The organism is Mycobacterium sp. E136 (assembly GCF_001666865.1).
Lineage (GTDB): Bacteria > Actinomycetota > Actinomycetes > Mycobacteriales > Mycobacteriaceae > Mycobacterium.
This window is the reverse complement of sequence record NZ_LZJE01000393.1, coordinates 42,007-58,430: the sequence shown is the minus strand read 5'-3', so window position 1 is coordinate 58,430 and position 16,424 is coordinate 42,007. Positions and strand designations below refer to the sequence as shown.

The 16,424-nt window shown below is 67.5% G+C and carries 16 protein-coding genes and 1 pseudogene; 9 read left to right on the top strand and 8 right to left on the bottom strand.

Annotated elements, in window-relative coordinates; all coding sequences use genetic code 11:
• The coding region (locus tag A5698_RS29195; RefSeq protein ID WP_502688998.1) for an FAD-dependent oxidoreductase at positions 1-232 on the bottom strand (232 nt) is incomplete at its 3' end.
• Between A5698_RS29195 and A5698_RS26905 the strand changes: the two are divergent.
• A pseudogene (locus A5698_RS26905) lies at positions 200-688 on the top strand (FAD-dependent oxidoreductase); the annotation flags it as partial. The gene A5698_RS29195 and the pseudogene A5698_RS26905 overlap by 33 nt on opposite strands.
• On the opposite strand, the gene A5698_RS26900 reads toward A5698_RS26905, so the two are convergent.
• The 4 genes from A5698_RS26900 to mftR are packed head-to-tail and all read right to left on the bottom strand — an operon-like array spanning position 689 to position 4,864.
• Positions 689-1,975: a VOC family protein gene (locus A5698_RS26900; RefSeq protein WP_068303334.1), complete on the bottom strand. Its 1,287-nt coding sequence runs from the start codon at positions 1,973-1,975 to the stop codon at positions 689-691.
• Entirely contained in the window at positions 1,972-2,496 is a 525-nt protein-coding gene (locus tag A5698_RS26895; protein ID WP_067090960.1) for an RNA polymerase sigma factor, read from the bottom strand. The genes A5698_RS26900 and A5698_RS26895 overlap by 4 nt, the downstream gene beginning before the upstream one ends.
• Before the next feature lie 53 nt (positions 2,497-2,549).
• Positions 2,550-4,205, bottom strand: coding sequence for an NAD-dependent malic enzyme (locus tag A5698_RS26890; protein ID WP_068303331.1), 1,656 nt, complete (start codon positions 4,203-4,205; stop codon positions 2,550-2,552).
• 59 nt (positions 4,206-4,264) lie between these two features.
• Positions 4,265-4,864, bottom strand: coding sequence for a mycofactocin system transcriptional regulator MftR (gene mftR / locus A5698_RS26885; RefSeq protein ID WP_067090964.1), 600 nt, complete (start codon positions 4,862-4,864; stop codon positions 4,265-4,267).
• 95 nt (positions 4,865-4,959) lie between these two features.
• On the opposite strand from mftR, the gene mftA reads away from it, so the two are divergent.
• The 7 genes from mftA to mftG all read left to right on the top strand — a co-directional run bounded on the left by mftA (position 4,960) and on the right by mftG (position 11,447).
• Entirely contained in the window at positions 4,960-5,052 is a 93-nt protein-coding gene (mftA, locus tag A5698_RS29920; protein ID WP_067090967.1) for a mycofactocin precursor MftA, read from the top strand.
• Positions 5,037-5,354: a mycofactocin biosynthesis chaperone MftB gene (gene mftB / locus A5698_RS26875; protein ID WP_068303328.1), complete on the top strand. Its 318-nt coding sequence runs from the start codon at positions 5,037-5,039 to the stop codon at positions 5,352-5,354. The genes mftA and mftB overlap by 16 nt, the downstream gene beginning before the upstream one ends.
• Positions 5,351-6,526 carry a mycofactocin radical SAM maturase gene (gene mftC, locus A5698_RS26870; protein ID WP_067090972.1) on the top strand — a complete coding sequence of 392 codons (1,176 nt, stop codon included), beginning with the start codon at positions 5,351-5,353 and terminating at the stop codon, positions 6,524-6,526. Before mftB ends, mftC begins: the two co-directional genes overlap by 4 nt.
• Before the next feature lie 2 nt (positions 6,527-6,528).
• The gene (mftD, locus tag A5698_RS26865) at positions 6,529-7,719 is read left to right on the top strand and encodes a pre-mycofactocin synthase MftD (protein WP_068303325.1); all 1,191 of its coding nucleotides are present in this window, start codon (positions 6,529-6,531) and stop codon (positions 7,717-7,719) included.
• A 132-nt stretch (positions 7,720-7,851) separates the two neighbouring features.
• Positions 7,852-8,595: a mycofactocin biosynthesis peptidyl-dipeptidase MftE gene (gene mftE / locus A5698_RS26860; RefSeq protein ID WP_068303322.1), complete on the top strand. Its 744-nt coding sequence runs from the start codon at positions 7,852-7,854 to the stop codon at positions 8,593-8,595.
• Complete coding sequence (gene mftF / locus A5698_RS26855) at positions 8,592-10,004, top strand: mycofactocin biosynthesis glycosyltransferase MftF (protein WP_068303320.1); 1,413 nt, start codon at positions 8,592-8,594, stop codon at positions 10,002-10,004. The genes mftE and mftF overlap by 4 nt, the downstream gene beginning before the upstream one ends.
• A 12-nt stretch (positions 10,005-10,016) precedes the next feature.
• Entirely contained in the window at positions 10,017-11,447 is a 1,431-nt protein-coding gene (gene mftG / locus A5698_RS26850; RefSeq protein ID WP_068303318.1) for a mycofactocin dehydrogenase MftG, read from the top strand.
• On the opposite strand, the gene A5698_RS26845 is transcribed toward mftG, so the two are convergent.
• The gene (locus tag A5698_RS26845; protein ID WP_068303316.1) at positions 11,370-13,019 is read right to left on the bottom strand and encodes an MFS transporter; all 1,650 of its coding nucleotides are present in this window, start codon (positions 13,017-13,019) and stop codon (positions 11,370-11,372) included. The two genes, mftG and A5698_RS26845, sit on opposite strands and share 78 nt — an antisense overlap.
• 90 nt (positions 13,020-13,109) lie before the next feature.
• Between A5698_RS26845 and A5698_RS26840 the strand changes: the two genes are divergently transcribed.
• Complete coding sequence (locus A5698_RS26840) at positions 13,110-13,763, top strand: TetR/AcrR family transcriptional regulator (RefSeq protein ID WP_068303314.1); 654 nt, start codon at positions 13,110-13,112, stop codon at positions 13,761-13,763.
• On the opposite strand, the gene A5698_RS26835 is transcribed toward A5698_RS26840, so the two are convergent.
• Both A5698_RS26835 and A5698_RS26830 read right to left on the bottom strand, forming a co-directional pair.
• A complete protein-coding gene (locus A5698_RS26835; protein WP_068303311.1) occupies positions 13,729-14,991 on the bottom strand; it encodes a cytochrome P450 in 1,263 nt (420 codons plus the stop codon). The two genes, A5698_RS26840 and A5698_RS26835, sit on opposite strands and share 35 nt — an antisense overlap.
• Positions 14,992-15,104: 113 nt before the next feature.
• Positions 15,105-16,355: a cytochrome P450 gene (locus A5698_RS26830; RefSeq protein ID WP_068303308.1), complete on the bottom strand. Its 1,251-nt coding sequence runs from the start codon at positions 16,353-16,355 to the stop codon at positions 15,105-15,107.
• Between the last annotated feature and the right edge of the window lie 69 nt (positions 16,356-16,424).

The following is a 16,424-nucleotide window of genomic DNA, read 5'->3' as shown; positions in this document are numbered from 1 at the left end:
GCTCGAGTTTGATGCCGCTGCCCTCGAGCCACTCGGTCGCCGGATGCGAGCCGATGCCGACGACCACCAGATCGGCGTCGAGTTCGGTGCCGTCGCCGAGCACCACCTTCTCGACGCGATCCGAACCGTGCACCTCCGCGACGCCCACACCGCAGCGGACGTCGACACCCTCGGCGCGGTGCACCCGGGCAACCAGCTCGCCGATCTGGTGGTCGTCGGCATCGGCTCGCATCCGGCGACCGAGTGGCTCGAGGGCAGCGGCATCAAACTCGACAACGGCGTCGTCTGCGATGACCACGGCCGCGCCAGTGCACCGCACGTCTGGGCCATCGGAGATGTCGCCTCATGGCGGCACAACCTCGGACATCAAGTGCGCGTTGAGCATTGGAGCAACGTCGCCGACCAGGCCCGGGTTCTGGTGCCCACGATGCTGGGGCAGGAGCCTCCGACCGCGGTCTCCGTGCCGTACTTCTGGAGCGATCAGTACGACGTCAAGATCCAGTGTCTGGGCGAACCGGAGGCAGAAGACGTCGTCCACATCGTCGAGGACGACGGGCGCAAATTTCTCGCCTACTACGAGCGTGACGGCCTGGTCGCCGGAGTCGTGGGCGGCGGCATGCCGGGCAAGGTGATGAAGGCGCGCGCCAAGATCGCGGCGCGCGCACCCATCGCCGACCTCCTTGGCTGACTAGTGCTCGCCGAGGTAGAACCGGACGCCCTGGTCGTCGGCGCACAGCGCGGATTTCCCGTAGGGCTGCTGTGACGGCTCGTCGATGACGGTGCCGCCGGCCTCGCGCACCCGCGCCACCGCGGCGTCGACGTCGGCGACGGTCCACATCGGCACGGTCACCGCTTCGGAGTTGCCGCCGGCGACACCGGACATCGGGTGCGTCTCGCGCACCCCCCAGCCGTCGTCGATGCGCCCGGGCTCGAACGTCCAGAACAGCACCCTGCTGTAGAACGCCTTGAACGCCGCGGAGTCCGGCACCTGGTAGGTGATGTACGAAAGTTCGCCTGGCCCAGTGCCGTTGAGCGCGGGGCGCGGCGTTCCAGGCGCCGGCCGGAAGACCGCGAACGCCGTACCGGCGGCGTCGGTGGCGTCGAGCACGGTCCCGAAGTCGAACTCACCGATGGTGCCGACCGTGCCGCCGCCGTCGATGATCGAGCGCCGCGCACCGTCGAGATCGGTGACCGCGTAGCAGCACAGCATGCCCTGCGGACTGTCGACGCTGAAGATGCCGATCCGCTGGTCGGTGTTGGTCACCTGCTGCGTCGACGGATCGTAGTGCCAACCAAGGACGTGACCATAGAACGCCGCGGCCCGCTCGGCGTCGGGCACCCACACCGAGACATAGCCGACGTCGCCGTGCTGAATCGGGACGGCCGTGCCCGTCACCGGCCCGGTGAGCATCCAGCGGTGGCCGAACGGATCGATGATCGCCGCGTTGCGGGCCCCGTAGTTCTCGTACGGTTCGCGTTGTACCTGCGCGCCGTGCCGCCGGGCCTGCTCCAGTGTCGTGTCGGTATCGCCGACGTTCAGCTGCAAGCTGACCGAAACCGATTGCGGTGACGGTGCTTTCAGGCCGATCTCGGGATACTCGTCGGCGAGGTAGAACACCCCGTCGCCGACGGCCAACTCGGCATGGCCGATGCGACCGTCGTCCATCTCGACGGGCTCGCCGACCACCGTCGCGCCGAACGCGTCGCCGTACCAGGCGATGGCGCGGCGCGCATCGGCGACGGCCAGGTACGGCAGCGCAGCGGAGCGAGGCCGCGTGTCCGGCGTGATCGATGTGGTGTCGGACAGTTCGGCGAGTGCGGTGTCCGTGCCGCTCATGACAACCTCCTGGGTTCGATTGGGCAGCGAAAGCGCCGACTCCAGCCGCGCGCGCAGGCGGGCGGCGAACGCCGGGTCGGGGGCGACCGGAAGCTCGTCGCCGCGCAGCACGTCCAGCGGATCGTGGCTGTTGTTCACGGCTGCCTCCCTTCCGGTTCCGGGTAGTGAGCGCGAAATGCCCTGCGGGCCCGCACCAGCAGCGCCTCGGTGGCATGCACCGTGCGGCCGATCAGTTCGGCGCACTCGGGCACCGAGCAGTCGTCCATGTAGCGCAGTGCCAGGACCGTGCGGTGCTGTTCGGGCAGCTTGGCCAGCACGCTCTCGGCGACGATGCGGTCGAGCTCGGCATCCCAGTCGTCCGGCGGCTCGACCGGTTCGGGCAGGTCGGCGACCGGGGTGCTGAACCGGTCGTGGCGGCGCCGGTAGTGGTCGGCCAGCTTGTGGCGCGCCACCCCGAGCAACCACGGCACGGTCATCGGCGGCGGAGCGGTCTTCCTGGCGGCATCCATCGCCGCCAGAAAGGTTTCCGACGTCAGGTCTTCGGCGGTTCCACGGTCACCGCAGCGGCGGACGAAGTATCCGTACACCACCGGTAGCGCTTCGTCGTACAGCGTCAGCAGTTGCCGTGGAGCGTCGGTGCCGTGCGGTTCGGCGCTCACACCCTTATCGTCGCCATTGCGCGCCGAACTCCGACGGTCTTGTCGAAACTTTTTCAGTCCCGGTATTCGGGCGTCCACCGGACGTCCGCGATTCGCTGGGCCAGTTCCGCGGAGTTGCGCGCGGGGGCGACGCCGTCGGCGACGGCTTGTTCGGCGACGGCCTGGGCGATCCGCACCGCCACGTGCGGGACGTCCGACCACGCGGGCAACAGGGGTGCTGAAGGATCGCCGAGGGCGGGGGAGGACTCGCCGAGCGTAGCCGCCGCCGCGCGCATCATCTCGTCGGTCACCCGGGTCGCCTGTGCGGCGGTGACGGCCAGTCCCATCGCGGGGAAGATGTATGCGTTGTTGCATTGCGCGATCGGCCGCTCGACGCCGTCGCGCTGCAACGGCGCGAACGGGGAACCCGTCGCCACCAATGCGCGCCCGTCGGTCCAGGCGTCGAGTTCGGCCGGGTGGGCCTCCGCGCGGCTGGTCGGGTTCGACAACGGAAAGATGATCGGATGGTCGACCTTCGCGGCCACTTCGCGCACGATGTCCTCGGTGAACGCGCCTGTGGCGGTGGACAATCCGAGGAGTACACCGGCGTCGACGTGAGAGATGACGTCGGCCAGTTGGGCGGGTCCGGACAATCCCCAGCTCGCGACCCGATCGGCCGGTTGCGCGAACATGCGCTGATCTGCCGACAGATCCGTGCGGTCGTCGGTGAGCAGGCCGTTGATGTCGACCACCCAGATCCGCTCACGCGCCTGTTGCGCAGACAGGCCCTCGGTGACCATCTGACGGTGCACCATCCCGAGAACCCCGATGCCGGCCGAGCCGGCGCCCAGCATCACCACCTGCTGCTCCGACAGCGGACGCCCCGCCACCTTGGCCGCGCCGTGCAGCGCCCCCAGCGTCACCGCGGCGGTGCCCTGGATGTCGTCGTTGAATGTCAGCAGCTGATCGCGGTAGCGCTGCAGGATCGGCAGTGCATGCGCGGTGGCGAAATCCTCCCACTGCAGAAGCACATCGGGCAGCCCCTCACGCACAGTGGCGACGAAATCGTCTATGAATGAATAGTATTCGTCGTCGGTTATCCGGCGGTGACGCCAGCCGAGGTACTGCGGATCCTCGAGCAGCTCGACGTTGTCGGTGCCCACGTCGAGCACGATCGGCAGCGTGCGGGCCGGGTCGATGCCGCCGATGAGCGTGTACAGCGAAAGCTTGCCGATCGGGATGCCCATGCCGCCGATGCCTTGGTCGCCGAGCCCCAGGATGCGCTGTCCGTCGGTGACGACGATGACGTCGACCTCGCGGCGCGGACGGTTGCGCAGCACCTCGCGCAGGTATTCGCGGTCGGGATAGGAGACGAACAACCCCCGCGGACGTTGGTAGATCTCGCTGAAGCGTTGGCACGCCTCGCCGACGGTCGGCGTGTAGACGATCGGCATGGTTTCGGCGATGTGGTCGCGCAGCAGCCGATAGAACAACGTCTCGTTGCGGTCCTGCAGGTTTCGTAGGTAGATGTGCTTGTCCAGCGGCTCGCGACGCCTGCTGAACTCTCGCCACGAATGTTCGGTCTGCTGCTCGAGAGTCTTCTCGGCGGTGGGAAGCAGCCCCAGTAAACCGAATTCGCGGCGCTCGTCGTGGGTGAACGCGGTGCCCTTCGTCCACAGCGAGTCGAACAACAGGTCGTGACCCGTCTTGTCGGAGCGATCCTCGGCCATCGGTGTCCTTTCCGCAACGGCCCCAAAGCTATCGCGGTGACCGAGTGCGCCGCGGTGATTCAGCGATCGAGGACCCACAGGCCGTCGGCGACGGTGTCGAACGCCGCGCCGAGCGCCGTCGACAACGGCTCCGCCTCGTCGGCCAGCCAATGTTCGTAGGCGGACAGGGCCACGCCGAGCATCGTCCACGCCACCGTCTGCGGGACGAGGTCGCCGGCGGTGGCGTCCAGGCGCTTGGCGACGAAGTCGGCGACCACGCCGCGCCAGCCGGCGTACATGGTCATCGAATAGGCCTGCAGCGCGGCCGTCTCGAGGATGACGCGCATGCGCATGCGGTGCCGCGCCGTCTCCGCCTCGTCGAAGCTGTTGAAGGCCAGCAACGCCGTGCGCAGCGCCTCGCCGATCGGCACCTCGGGGTCGAGATCGGCGAGCAGATCCCGCATGTGGGCCAGATGCGCGTCGAAGTCCCCCCAGGGCAGCGCGTTCTTGGACGGGTAGTAGCGGAACAGCGTGCGCCGGGCGATCCCGGCGGCCTCGGCGATGTCGTCGACGCTGACGTCGTCGAAACCGCGCGCGGCGAACAGCTCGATCGCCACATTGCTGATGTGGTCCCACGTCGTCGAGCGCCGGCGGCCCGCCCGGTGCTGGTCCGGCCCCATATGGGGGTCCCCTTTCCATTTAGGCACTCGATGCCATATTATTGCGACCTCGATCACAGTTGTCGAGAACCGGTGATATTGAAAGGCGGAGCGAGATGGAACCGAAGCAGCAGGTGGAGAACGACGAGCTGGTTACCGAGACGCTCGTCGAAGAGGTGTCGATCGACGGGATGTGCGGGGTCTACTGATCGTGACCTCGTCGTCGGCGGCGTCTGAGCAAGGCACCGCATTCGACCCGGAAGTCGGCTGGCGGCTGCACCACCAGGTGGCGGTGCGGCCGGAGCCGTTCGGGGCGCTGCTCTACCACTTCGGGACACGCAAGCTGTCGTTCCTGAAGAACCGGACGATCGTCGACGTCGTCAACACGCTGTCCGAATATCCCGACGTACGATCGGCCTGCCGTGCCGCCGGTATCGACGACACCCAGCAGGCGCCGTACCTGCAAGCGCTTGGCGTGCTTGCTCGATCGAAAATGCTGGTGCCGCAATGACATCAACGGAAACTGTCCGTGTGCCGAAGCTGGTGGAGCAGTTCGAGCACGGTCTCGACGCCCCGATCTGCCTGACCTGGGAGCTGACGTACGCCTGCAACCTGGCGTGCGTGCACTGCCTGTCGTCGTCGGGTAAGCGCGACCCGCGTGAGCTGACCACGCAGCAGTGCAAGGACATCATCGACGAGCTCGAGCGCATGCAGGTCTTCTACGTCAACATCGGCGGCGGCGAGCCGACGGTGCGCTCGGACTTCTGGGAGCTCGTCGACTACGCCACCGCCCACCACGTCGGCGTGAAGTTCTCCACCAACGGCGTGCGCATCACCCCGGAGGTCGCGGCGCGGCTGGCGGCCAGCGACTACGTCGACGTGCAGATCTCGCTCGACGGTGCGACCGCGGAGATCAACGACGCCGTGCGCGGCGCAGGCTCGTTCGCGATGGCCACCCGGGCGCTGCAGAACCTCGCCGACGCGGGCTTCAAGGATGCCAAGATCTCGGTGGTGGTCACCCGCCACAATGTCGACCAGCTCGACGAATTCGCCGCCCTGGCAGACCAATACGGCGCGACGTTACGCATCACCCGGTTACGGCCGTCGGGCCGCGGCGCCGATGTGTGGGATGACCTGCACCCCACCGCCGACCAGCAGGTCCAGCTCTACAACTGGCTGGTGGCCAAGGGTGAGCGCGTGCTCACCGGTGACTCGTTCTTCCACCTCGCCGGGTTGGGTGAGCCGGGCGCGCTCGCCGGCCTGAACCTGTGCGGGGCCGGGCGCGTCGTCTGCCTCATCGACCCAGTCGGTGATGTCTACGCCTGCCCGTTCGCCATCCACGACCGCTTCCACGCCGGAAACATCCTGTCCGACGGCGGTTTTCAGAATGTATGGAAGAACGCGCCGCTCTTCCGCGAGTTGCGTGAACCGCAGTCGGCCGGCGCGTGCAGCAGCTGCGATCATTACGACAGTTGCCGCGGCGGGTGCATGGCCGCCAAGTTCTTCACCGGGCTGCCGATGGACGGCCCGGACCCCGAGTGCGTCGAGGGCTACGGCGCACCCGCCCTGGCCCGTGAGCGGGTCAAGCCCAAGTCCAGCGTCGACCATTCGCGGTCCGGTCCGGTGATGCTCAAGCTGCTCACGACGCCTCCCAAACGCCTCTGCAACGAGAGTCCGGTTTGATCATGGCCGCCACGTGGTTCGAAACCGTCGCCGCCGCCCAGGAACGGGCCAAGCGTCGACTTCCCAAGCCGGTGTACTCGGCGCTCATCGCTGCGAGCGAGAAGGGCGTCACGGTCTCCGACAACGTCGACGCGTTCGCCGAGTTGGGCTTCGCGCCGCACGTGGTCGGAGCGACGGAGAAGCGCGATCTCGCCACCACCGTTATGGGACAAGAGATTTCGTTGCCCGTTCTGATCTCGCCGACGGGTGTGCAGGCCGTCCACCCGGACGGCGAGGTCGCGGTCGCGCGTGCGGCGGCCGCGCGCGGTACGGCCATGGGCCTGTCGTCGTTTGCGAGCAAGCCGATCGAAGAGGTGATCGCGGCCAACCCGAAACTGTTCTTCCAGGTGTACTGGCTGGGCGGCCGGGATGCGATCGCGGCCCGCGTCGAGCGGGCCCGCCAAGCGGGTGCGGTCGGCCTGATCGTCACCACGGACTGGAGCTTCTCCCACGGCCGCGACTGGGGCAGCCCGAAGATCCCCGAGCAGATGGACCTGCGCACCACCTTGCGCATGCTCCCCACCGGTCTGACGCGGCCGAGCTGGATGTGGCAGTGGGGTAAGACCCTGCGGCCGCCGAACCTGCGGGTGCCCAACCAGGCCGCGCGCGGCGAGGACGGTCCGCCGTTCTTCGCCGCCTACGGCGAGTGGATGGGAACTCCTCCGCCGACCTGGGAGGACATCGCCTGGCTGCGCGAGCTGTGGGGCGGTCCGTTCATGCTCAAGGGTGTGATGCGCGTCGACGACGCGAAACGTGCTGTGGACGCCGGTGTTTCGGCGATTTCGGTGTCCAATCACGGCGGCAACAACCTGGACGGCACGCCCGCGTCGATCCGCGCGCTGCGCCCGATCGTCGAGGCGGTCGGCGACGACATCGAGGTGGTGCTCGACGGCGGCATCCGCCGGGGTAGCGACGTGGTCAAGGCCGTCGCGCTCGGCGCCCGCGCGGTGATGATCGGCCGGGCTTACCTGTGGGGCCTCGCGGCCAACGGGCAGGCCGGCGTCGAGAACGTTCTCGACGTGCTGCGCGGAGGCATCGATTCTGCATTGATGGGTCTGGGCCGAGCATCCGTACATGATCTTGTGCCCGACGACGTGCTGGTCCCGCCCGGGTTCGTCCGCGCACTCGGGGTGCCCGGAGGCTCGACGTCCTGACGGCCGACCCTGCGTCCGGGAACGTGCTGGTACAGGCGGGGCGCAGGGGGCAGGGGGGACGACACCGGCGCCGCTGGCGGAGAAATCGGTGAATCAATCGCTGTGCTTGCTTCAACAATTGGCGCACGACAGGTGAATTCGGCCTACCATCGGCGAGTGCCATCTGTCAGCGAGCTCGCGAATGCGACGTCGAAGCAGCTGCAGAGCACCACGTCAGCACTCCTCGTCCCGGTCGGCTCCACCGAGCAGCACGGCCCCCATCTTCCGCTGGACACCGACACGCGGATCGCGACCGCCGTGTGCCGGGCGGTTGCTGACCGGCTGGCCGACCGCGACGAAGCGAACTGGTTGGTCGCGCCGGCCATCGGCTACGGCGCCAGCGGCGAGCACGAGGAGTTCAGCGGCACCGTCTCGATCGGGACATCCGCGCTGCGGCTGTTGCTGGTGGAGTTCGGCAGGTCGGCATCGCGATGGGCGTCCCGGCTGGTCTTCGTCAACGGCCACGGCGGCAACGTCGAGGCGCTCGCCGCCGCGACCGCTTTGCTGCGCTACGAAGGGCGGGACGCGGGCTGGTGCTCCTGCACCGTCGCGGGTGCGGACGCGCACGCCGGCCATACCGAAACGTCTGTATTGCTACATATTTCGCCCCAGGACGTCCGCGTCGACGAGCGGGTGCCCGGCAACGTCGCGCCCCTGCGCGAGCTGATTGGAGAGCTGCGCCGGGGTGGTGTCGCCGCGGTGAGCGAGGTCGGGGTGCTCGGCGATCCCACGACCGCCACCGTGGAGGACGGCTCGCGGATTTTTCCCGATATGGTCGGGACATGCCTTCGGCGGATCACGCGCTGGGCTCCGGACCGCGACGGGATGCTGACATGACCGGGCCGCGGCTGCCCGACGGCTTCGCCGTTCAGGTCGACCGCCGGGTGAAGGTGCTCGGCGAGGGGTCGGCCCTCCTCGGCGGTTCACCTACTCGTCTCCTTCGCTTGGCCCCCGCCGCCCAGACGATGCTCAGCGGCGGTCGGCTCGAAGTGCACGACGCCGTCAGCGCCCAGCTTGCGCGCACGCTGCTCGACGCGACGGTGGCACATCCGCGTCCTGCCAGCGGCCCGTCGCATCGCGATGTGACTGTGGTGATCCCGGTGCGCGACAACGCTTCTGGCGTCAGGCGGCTGCTGACCGCCGTGCGTGGCCTGCAGGTCATCGTGGTCGACGACGGCTCGGCCATGCCGATCGAGGACACCGACTTCGCCGACGTTCACGCGCAGGTGCGGGTGCTGCGGCACGAGCACAGCCGGGGTCCCGCGGCCGCCCGCAACACCGGACTGGCCGCGTGCACCACCGACTTCGTTGCCTTCCTGGACAGCGACGTCGTGCCGCGGCGCGGATGGCTGGAGGCACTGCTCGGGCACTTCTGCGATCCCGCCGTCGGCCTGGTGGCGCCTCGCATCGTCGGTCTTCGCGAACCGGACAATCTGGTCGCCCGCTACGAGGCGGTCCGGTCGTCGCTCGACCTCGGCCTGCGTGAGGCACCGGTGATGCCGTACGGCACGGTCTCCTATGTTCCCAGTGCGGCGATCATCGGCCGCCGGGCGATGCTGCGCGAGGTCGGTGGCTTCGACGAGACGCTGAACGCCGGCGAGGACGTCGATCTGTGCTGGCGACTCATCGAGTCGGGCGCCCGCCTGCGCTACGAGCCCATCGCCCTGGTGGCCCACGACCACCGCACTCAACTACGAGAGTGGTTCGTGCGCAGGTCTTTCTACGGTGAGGCCGCCGCACCGCTGTCGGTCCGCCATCCCGGCAAGACCGCCCCGCTGGTGATCTCGGGCTGGACGCTGGTGGCCTGGATACTGATGGCGATGGGATCGTCCATCGGATATCTGGCCTCGGTCGTCGTCGCCGCCATCACCGGCCGCCGCATCGCCAAGTCGCTGTCGAGCGTCGAAACCGAACCCAAGGACATCGCGGTGGTGGCCGCACACGGACTGTGGTCCGCCGCCATGCAGCTGGCCTCGGCGATCTGCCGACACTATTGGCCGCTCGCACTCATCGCCGCGTTGCTGTCTCGACGATGCCGTCAGGTGGTACTGGTGGCCGCGGTGGTGGAAGGGATCGTCGACTGGTTGACGCGCAGCCGCAACACCGAAGACGATACCCAGCGGGTCGGGCTGGTCACCTACATCCTCCTCAAGCGCCTCGACGACATCGCCTACGGTGTCGGCCTGTGGACCGGTGTGATGCGCGAGCGGAATCTCGGTGCGCTCAAACCCCAGATCCGGACCTGAGCGACACAATACGTGCGCAGTGACGTCCTGATCGTCGGTGCCGGTAGCGCCGGATCCGTTCTGGCCGAGCGGCTCTCCGCCGATCCGGAGTGCACCGTCACGGTGGTCGAAGCCGGACCTGGACCGTCCGACCCCCACGTGTCGGCGCAGATCAGCGACGGACTGCGGCTCCCGATCGGCACGGCCAGCTCGGTGGTGCGCCGGTACCCGACGACCCTGACCGTCGACCCGGTCCGCCACGCGATGCTCATGCGCGGCGAGGTGGTGGGCGGCTCCGGGGCCGTCAACGGCGGCTACTTCTGCCGCGCGCTACCGTCCGACTTCAACGACTTGCGACTGCCCGGCTGGACGTGGTCGGACGTGCTCCCGCACTTCCGCGCCATCGAGACCGACCTCGACTTCGACACCGCTGTACATGGGTCGGACGGGCCGATAACGGTGCGGCGCGTATCCGAATTCGACGGCTGCACAGCCTCATTCGTGAATGCCGCGACGGCGGCCGGACATCCGTGGATAACCGATCTGAACGGCTCCACCACCGAGCACCCGGTGGGCGGCGGAGTCGGGGCGGTGCCGCTGAACATCCACCAGGGCACCCGGATGGGTCCCGGCGGGGCCTACCTTCACCCCGCACTGTCTCGCTCTAACCTCACGCTGCTCACCGACACCCGCGTGCGACGCATCCGCATCGTCGACGGCGAGGCGGTCGGCGTGGAGTGCACGAGTCGTGGCGGCGCAGCCTATCTCGAGGCCGACCGCATCGTGTTGTGTGCCGGCGCAATCGGGTCGGCCCACCTGCTGATGCTGTCCGGTGTGGGCCCACCCGAGGTACTGGCAGCCGCGGGCATCCCGACAACGGCGGATCTCCCGGTGGGCGTGGTGATGTCGGACCATCCCGAGTTGGTGCTGCCGGTGAACTGGACCGAGACCCACGGCCTGCCGCCACTCGAAGCCGTGCTCATCACCGACGACGGTCTCGAAATCCGGCCGTATACCGCGGGTTTCGGGGCGATGGTGAGCGGTCGGCGCGACGATCCGGCAGACCGTCCCCACATCGGGGTGACGTTGATGCGACCGACATCGCGGGGCGTGGTACGCATCGTCAGCGCCGATCCCGATGTGCCTCCGATCATCGAGCACCGTTACGACAGCGAGCCCGACGATGTCGACAAGCTCCGCGCCGGAGTCGCGCTGTCGCGCGAACTCATCAGCGCGACAGCCGAAGTCGGACCGACCTCATGGTCGACGTCGCAGCACCTCTCGGGGACCGCGCCGATGGGCGCCGAAGGCGACGACATCGCGGTTGTCGACCCGCGATGCCGGGTGTACGGCATCACGGGGTTGTGGGTCGTCGACGGGTCGGTGCTACCGGTGATTCCGAGCCGCGGACCGCACGCCACCATCGTCATGCTCGGGCACCGAGCCGCCGAGTTCATCGTCTGACCGCGAGGTCAGTCGCTCCAGGAAGCGCAACTGCCTCCCGTCGCGGCCGGGCGCCCACACTGCGATGAACGCCGCGGCTACCGCGCACAGTGTGCCGAGCGCGATCAGGGAGACGTGCATCGATTCCACGAACGCCAGCCGGGCGGCCTGTGACAGCGTGGCGCCCTGCGGGCCCAGCCGGGCAGATACTTCGAGCGCCTCGGCCAACGAGTTCGACGCGGCTGTGCGGAGCGCTTCCGGTAGTCCGTCCAGATGGGGTCGCAGCCTATCGCCGTACTGAGCGGCGAGCACCGAGCCCGCCACCGCGATGCCCAGGGCTGCGCCGATCTCTCGGGTGGTGTCGTTGACCGCCGACGCGACGCCCTGCTTCTCGTCCGGCACCGCACCCATGATCGCCGAAGTCGCTGGTGCCGTGCAAAATCCGATGCCCGTCGACATGATGAGCAACGGCAGCGCGAGGTCCAGGTATGGCGAGTCGACCTCGAGTGTTTGCATGTAGAACAACCCGACCGCGATCAGTGTCAGGCCGGTGGACAGGACAATTCTCAGACCCAACCGCGGCAGATACCACGGTGTCGCCAGGCTGAGGACCAACAGAGGGGCGACCAGGGGCGCCAACGCGAATGCCGTCTGCAGTGGGCTGTAGCCGAGTAACAACTGCATGTACTGCATTGCCACGAAGAAGAAGCCGAAGTTCGCAAGGAAGAAGAACGTCACCACCACGGCGCCGGTGGTGAATTCGGCCTTGGCGAACAACCGAATGTCGAGCAACGGGTGCGCGCTGCGCAATTCCCACAATGCGAACGCGGCCGCCAAGACAACCCCCGCTGCCATGCATCCGTATACCAGTGGATGCGTCCAGCCGTGGGTGGGCGCCTCGAGCACCCCGTAGACGAAGACCGCGACGGCCCCACCGACCAGCAAGGCTCCCGACCAGTCCAGCGGTGTGGCTTGCTGATCGCGCGACGAGGCCACGGTGCAGGCGAGGCCGAACAGCCCCGCACCGGAGATCGCGAAGGCCCAGAAGATGGACTGCCACGACCAGAAGTGAAGCAGTACACCGGATCCCAGGAACCCGACCACCGCGCTCGAGCCGGCGACGCCTGCCCAGATGCCAACTGCCTTGTTGCGCTCGGACTTCGGGTAAGCGGCCGTCAGCAGCGACAACGTCGCCGGCATCACGAACGCCGCACCGACACCGGCCACGGCGCGGGCGACGATCAGGGCGACCGGACCCTCGACGACGAGCGGTGCGGCCGAGGCGAGGGTGAAGATGGCCAGCCCGGCGAGCAGTGCGCCGCGGCGACCGTACCGGTCGCCGATCGCACCGGCGGGCAGCAACAGGCATGCCAGCACCAAGGTGTAACCGTCGACGACCCACGTCAACTGCGCCTGGGTGGCCGTGGTTTCGACCGCGATGTCGGGCAGCGCGGCATTGAGCGCCACCATCGAGCTGATCGCCAGCGCGACACCCATGCAGGCCACCGTGAGTAACCAGACGCGCGCTCGGGTCGACAGGTCCGCGACGCTGGCGCCGATATCCTGATCAGACCGGCTGAGGGTGTCGACCATGTGTCGCTCTCTTCCGCCGAAGATTTTTGAGACTAACAGTCTTGTTGTGAGACCGATAGTCTTGTTCCCGGCGAGGAGGTGGGTTAAACGATGAGCGGGGCGAGTACCGACCCGAGGCCCGCGCGGTCCCGGGCCCGCTTGCTCGAAGCGGCGACGACGCTGCTGCGAGCCGGCGGCCCGAGTGCGGTCACGATCGATGCGGTCACCCGCACCGCCAACGTCGCGCGTGCCACCCTGTACCGCCACTTCTCCAGCGCCAACGATCTGATGGCTGCGGCGTTCATGAGCCTGCTCAACCCTGCGCCGATGCCGCCCGCCGAGGGCAGCCTGCGCGATCAGTTGATCGCGGTCGTTGTCGGGTGGGCGGAGTCCATCGCCGAGGTGCCGACAATGCTCACGGCCATGACGTGGATGGCCTCCGGTCCCGATGTGGGGACGTATTCCGAAGTGCAGGAGCCGAATTTGGATGCGGTCGGCACCTTGAGGTCACGCATCATCGCGCTGTACTCGGCACCCTTCGACGCGATTCTCGATGGTCCGCAGGCGGCCAATGAGCTGGACGAGGTGGACCGCTTGCAGACGCTGTCGCTGCTCATCGGCCCGTTGATTCTCGGCAGGTTGTCGACCGTCGCCGACTTCGATTACCACGCATGCGCCGAGGCCGCGGTGGATGGCTTTCTGGCCACTCACGCGAAGAGGCCGAGCGGGATCACCTCAACGAATACCGAATCGGGAGATGCTTGAGCCCGCCGACGAACACCGTCGCGGCGAGTTCGGGTTCGCCGGCCAGTTCGATCGAATCCAACCGCGGTAGCAATTCGGTGAACAGGCTGTTCATCTCCATGCGCGCCAACGCGGCGCCGAGACAGAAGTGCACCCCGTATCCGAAGGACAGGTGCTTGTTCGGATCGCGCCCCACGTCGAACTTGAACGGCTCGTCGAACACGTCTTCGTCGCGGTTGGCGGATGCGTAAGCGAGATAAACGGATTCACCCTTGGCGATCGGCACGCCGCGGACCTCGGTGTCTTCGGCGGCCGTGCGCATGAACTCCTTGACCGGGGTGCTCCAGCGGATCATCTCCTCGACCGCGGTGCCCATCAGTTCCGGCTGCGCCTTCAGCCGGGCGAGTTGGTCGGGATTGTCGATCAGCGCGCGAAGGCCGCCGGAGATCGCGTCCTTGGTGGTGTCGTGGCCTGCGGTCGCGACGATGACGTAGTACGACGCGGTGTCGACATCGGAGAGCGGCTCACCGTTGATGGTGCCGTTGGCGATGGCCGACGCCAGATCGTCGGTGGGGTTGGCCCGTCGTGAGGCGGTCAGTTCGTGGAAGTAGGCGAAGAACTCGATCACCGTCTGCAGCTTCTCTTCGGGAGTGGTGCCGCGCTGGTACTCCTCGTCGTCGCCGCCGAAGATCTCCTGGGTCAGCTTGAGCATGCGCGGGAAGTCCTCCTCGGGCAGGCCGAGCAGCGACAGGATGACATAGAGCGGGTAGTGCACCGCGATGTCCTCGACGAAGTCGCACTCCGGTCCGATGTCGCGCATCGTGTCGACGTAGCGCTTGGCCAGCTCGTCCACCCGGACCTTCAAATCACGCATCGCCTTGGGGCGGAACCAATCTGCGCCGATCTTGCGGACGTCGCGGTGATGCGGATCGTCCATGTGGATCAACGTGCGCAGCCCCATGCCGGCCTCGAGTTGAGCCCGCGCGAGGTCGTCGGCCTCGGCGGTCGCCAGAAGCGGCCGTGGCTCGCTCAACCACAGGTTGTTCGCCCGCTCGATCTCCATGATGTCGGCGTGCTTGGTGATCGCGTAGAACGGCCGATACGGCGGATGGTCCACATAGGGGACCGGGTTGTGGGCCCGAAGATGAGCCAGCGCGGCCTGCAGCCGGTCTTCGTCGGCGTACGCCTTGGGGTCGGCGAACACCTTCGCGGCTTCCTGTGATTCCTGGTCCATCGTCGGCGTGCTCATGAAGCTCCTCGGAAACGACTTGACGGGTGTCAAGTGCAGTCTATGTGACTGCCACCACGTCGTGCCGCGAGGGTGAGCTCCATCACCGCGAGGTCACCCGATGGCGCCGAGCCTCAGCGCAGCGCGTACTTGATCGGCAGGTGCTTGAGCCCGCCGACGAAGATCGTCGCGATGAACTCCGGGTCGCCGGCCAGCTCGATCGAATCGAGCCGCGGCACCAGTTCGGTGAAGAAACTGTTGATCTCCATGCGCGCGAGTGCGGCGCCGAGACAGAAGTGCACGCCATATCCGAACGAGAGGTGCTTGTTCGGGTCGCGACCTACGTCGAAGCGGAACGGTTCGTAGAAGATGTCCTCGTCGCGGTTGGCCGAGACGTAGGACAGCAGCACCGACTCGCCCTGTTTGATCGGCACGCCGCGGACCTCTGTGTCGGCCGTGGCGGTGCGCATGAACTCCTTGACCGGGGTGGTCCAGCGGATCATCTCCTCGACCGCGGTGCCCATCAGCTCCGGGTTAGCCTTCAGGCGGGCGAGCTGGTCCTGGTTCTCGATCAACGCCAGCAGACCACCCGAGATCGCGGCGCTCGTGGTGTCGTGCCCGGCGCTCGCGACGATGACGTAGTAGGACAGGCAGTCGACGTCGTTGAGGTATTCGCCGTCGATCTTGGCGTTGGCAATCGCCGAGGCCAGGTCGTCGGTGGGGTTGGCCCGGCGTTCGGCGGTCAACGCGGTGAAGTAGCGGAAGAAGTCGGTGATGACCTCGTGCAGTTCCTGCGCGCTCTTGCCGCGGGTGAACTCGTCGTCGTCGCCGCCGAACATCTCCTGGGTGAGCTTGAGCATGCGGCCGAAGTCCGATTCGGGCAGGCCGAGCAGCGAAAGGATCACGTACAGCGGGAAATTCACCGCGACCTCTTGGACGAAGTCGCATTCGGGACCCTTTTCGACCATCTTGTCGACGTAGATCTTGGCGAGCTCGTCGACCCGGGTCTTCAGCGCGCGCATCGCCTTGGGGCGGAACCAGTCCGCGCCGATCTTTCGGATGTCGCGGTGCAGCGGGTCGTCCATGTGGATGAGCGTGCGCAGCCCGCCGCCTGCGGCGAGGTTGGCCTGTGAGAGGTCGTCGGTAGCGGCCGTGACGAGCATCGGGCGCGGGGCGTTGATCCACAGCTCGTTGTCGCGCTCGATCGCCATGATGTCGGCGTGCTTGGTGACGGCCCAGAACGGCCGGTAGTCGGGCACGTCGACCAGGGACACCGGGGCGTTCTTGCGCAGGTGGGTCAACGCGGCGTGCAGGCTCGCCTCGTCGGCGTAGGCCTTCGGGTCCGCCAGCACCTTGGCGGCGTCGTCGATGATCGGCGTGCTCATAGTTCCCTCGCTCAGGGTCATTCTTGACAGCTGTCAAGTACGCACTCTAAGCGATGGCGCGGCTTGGGG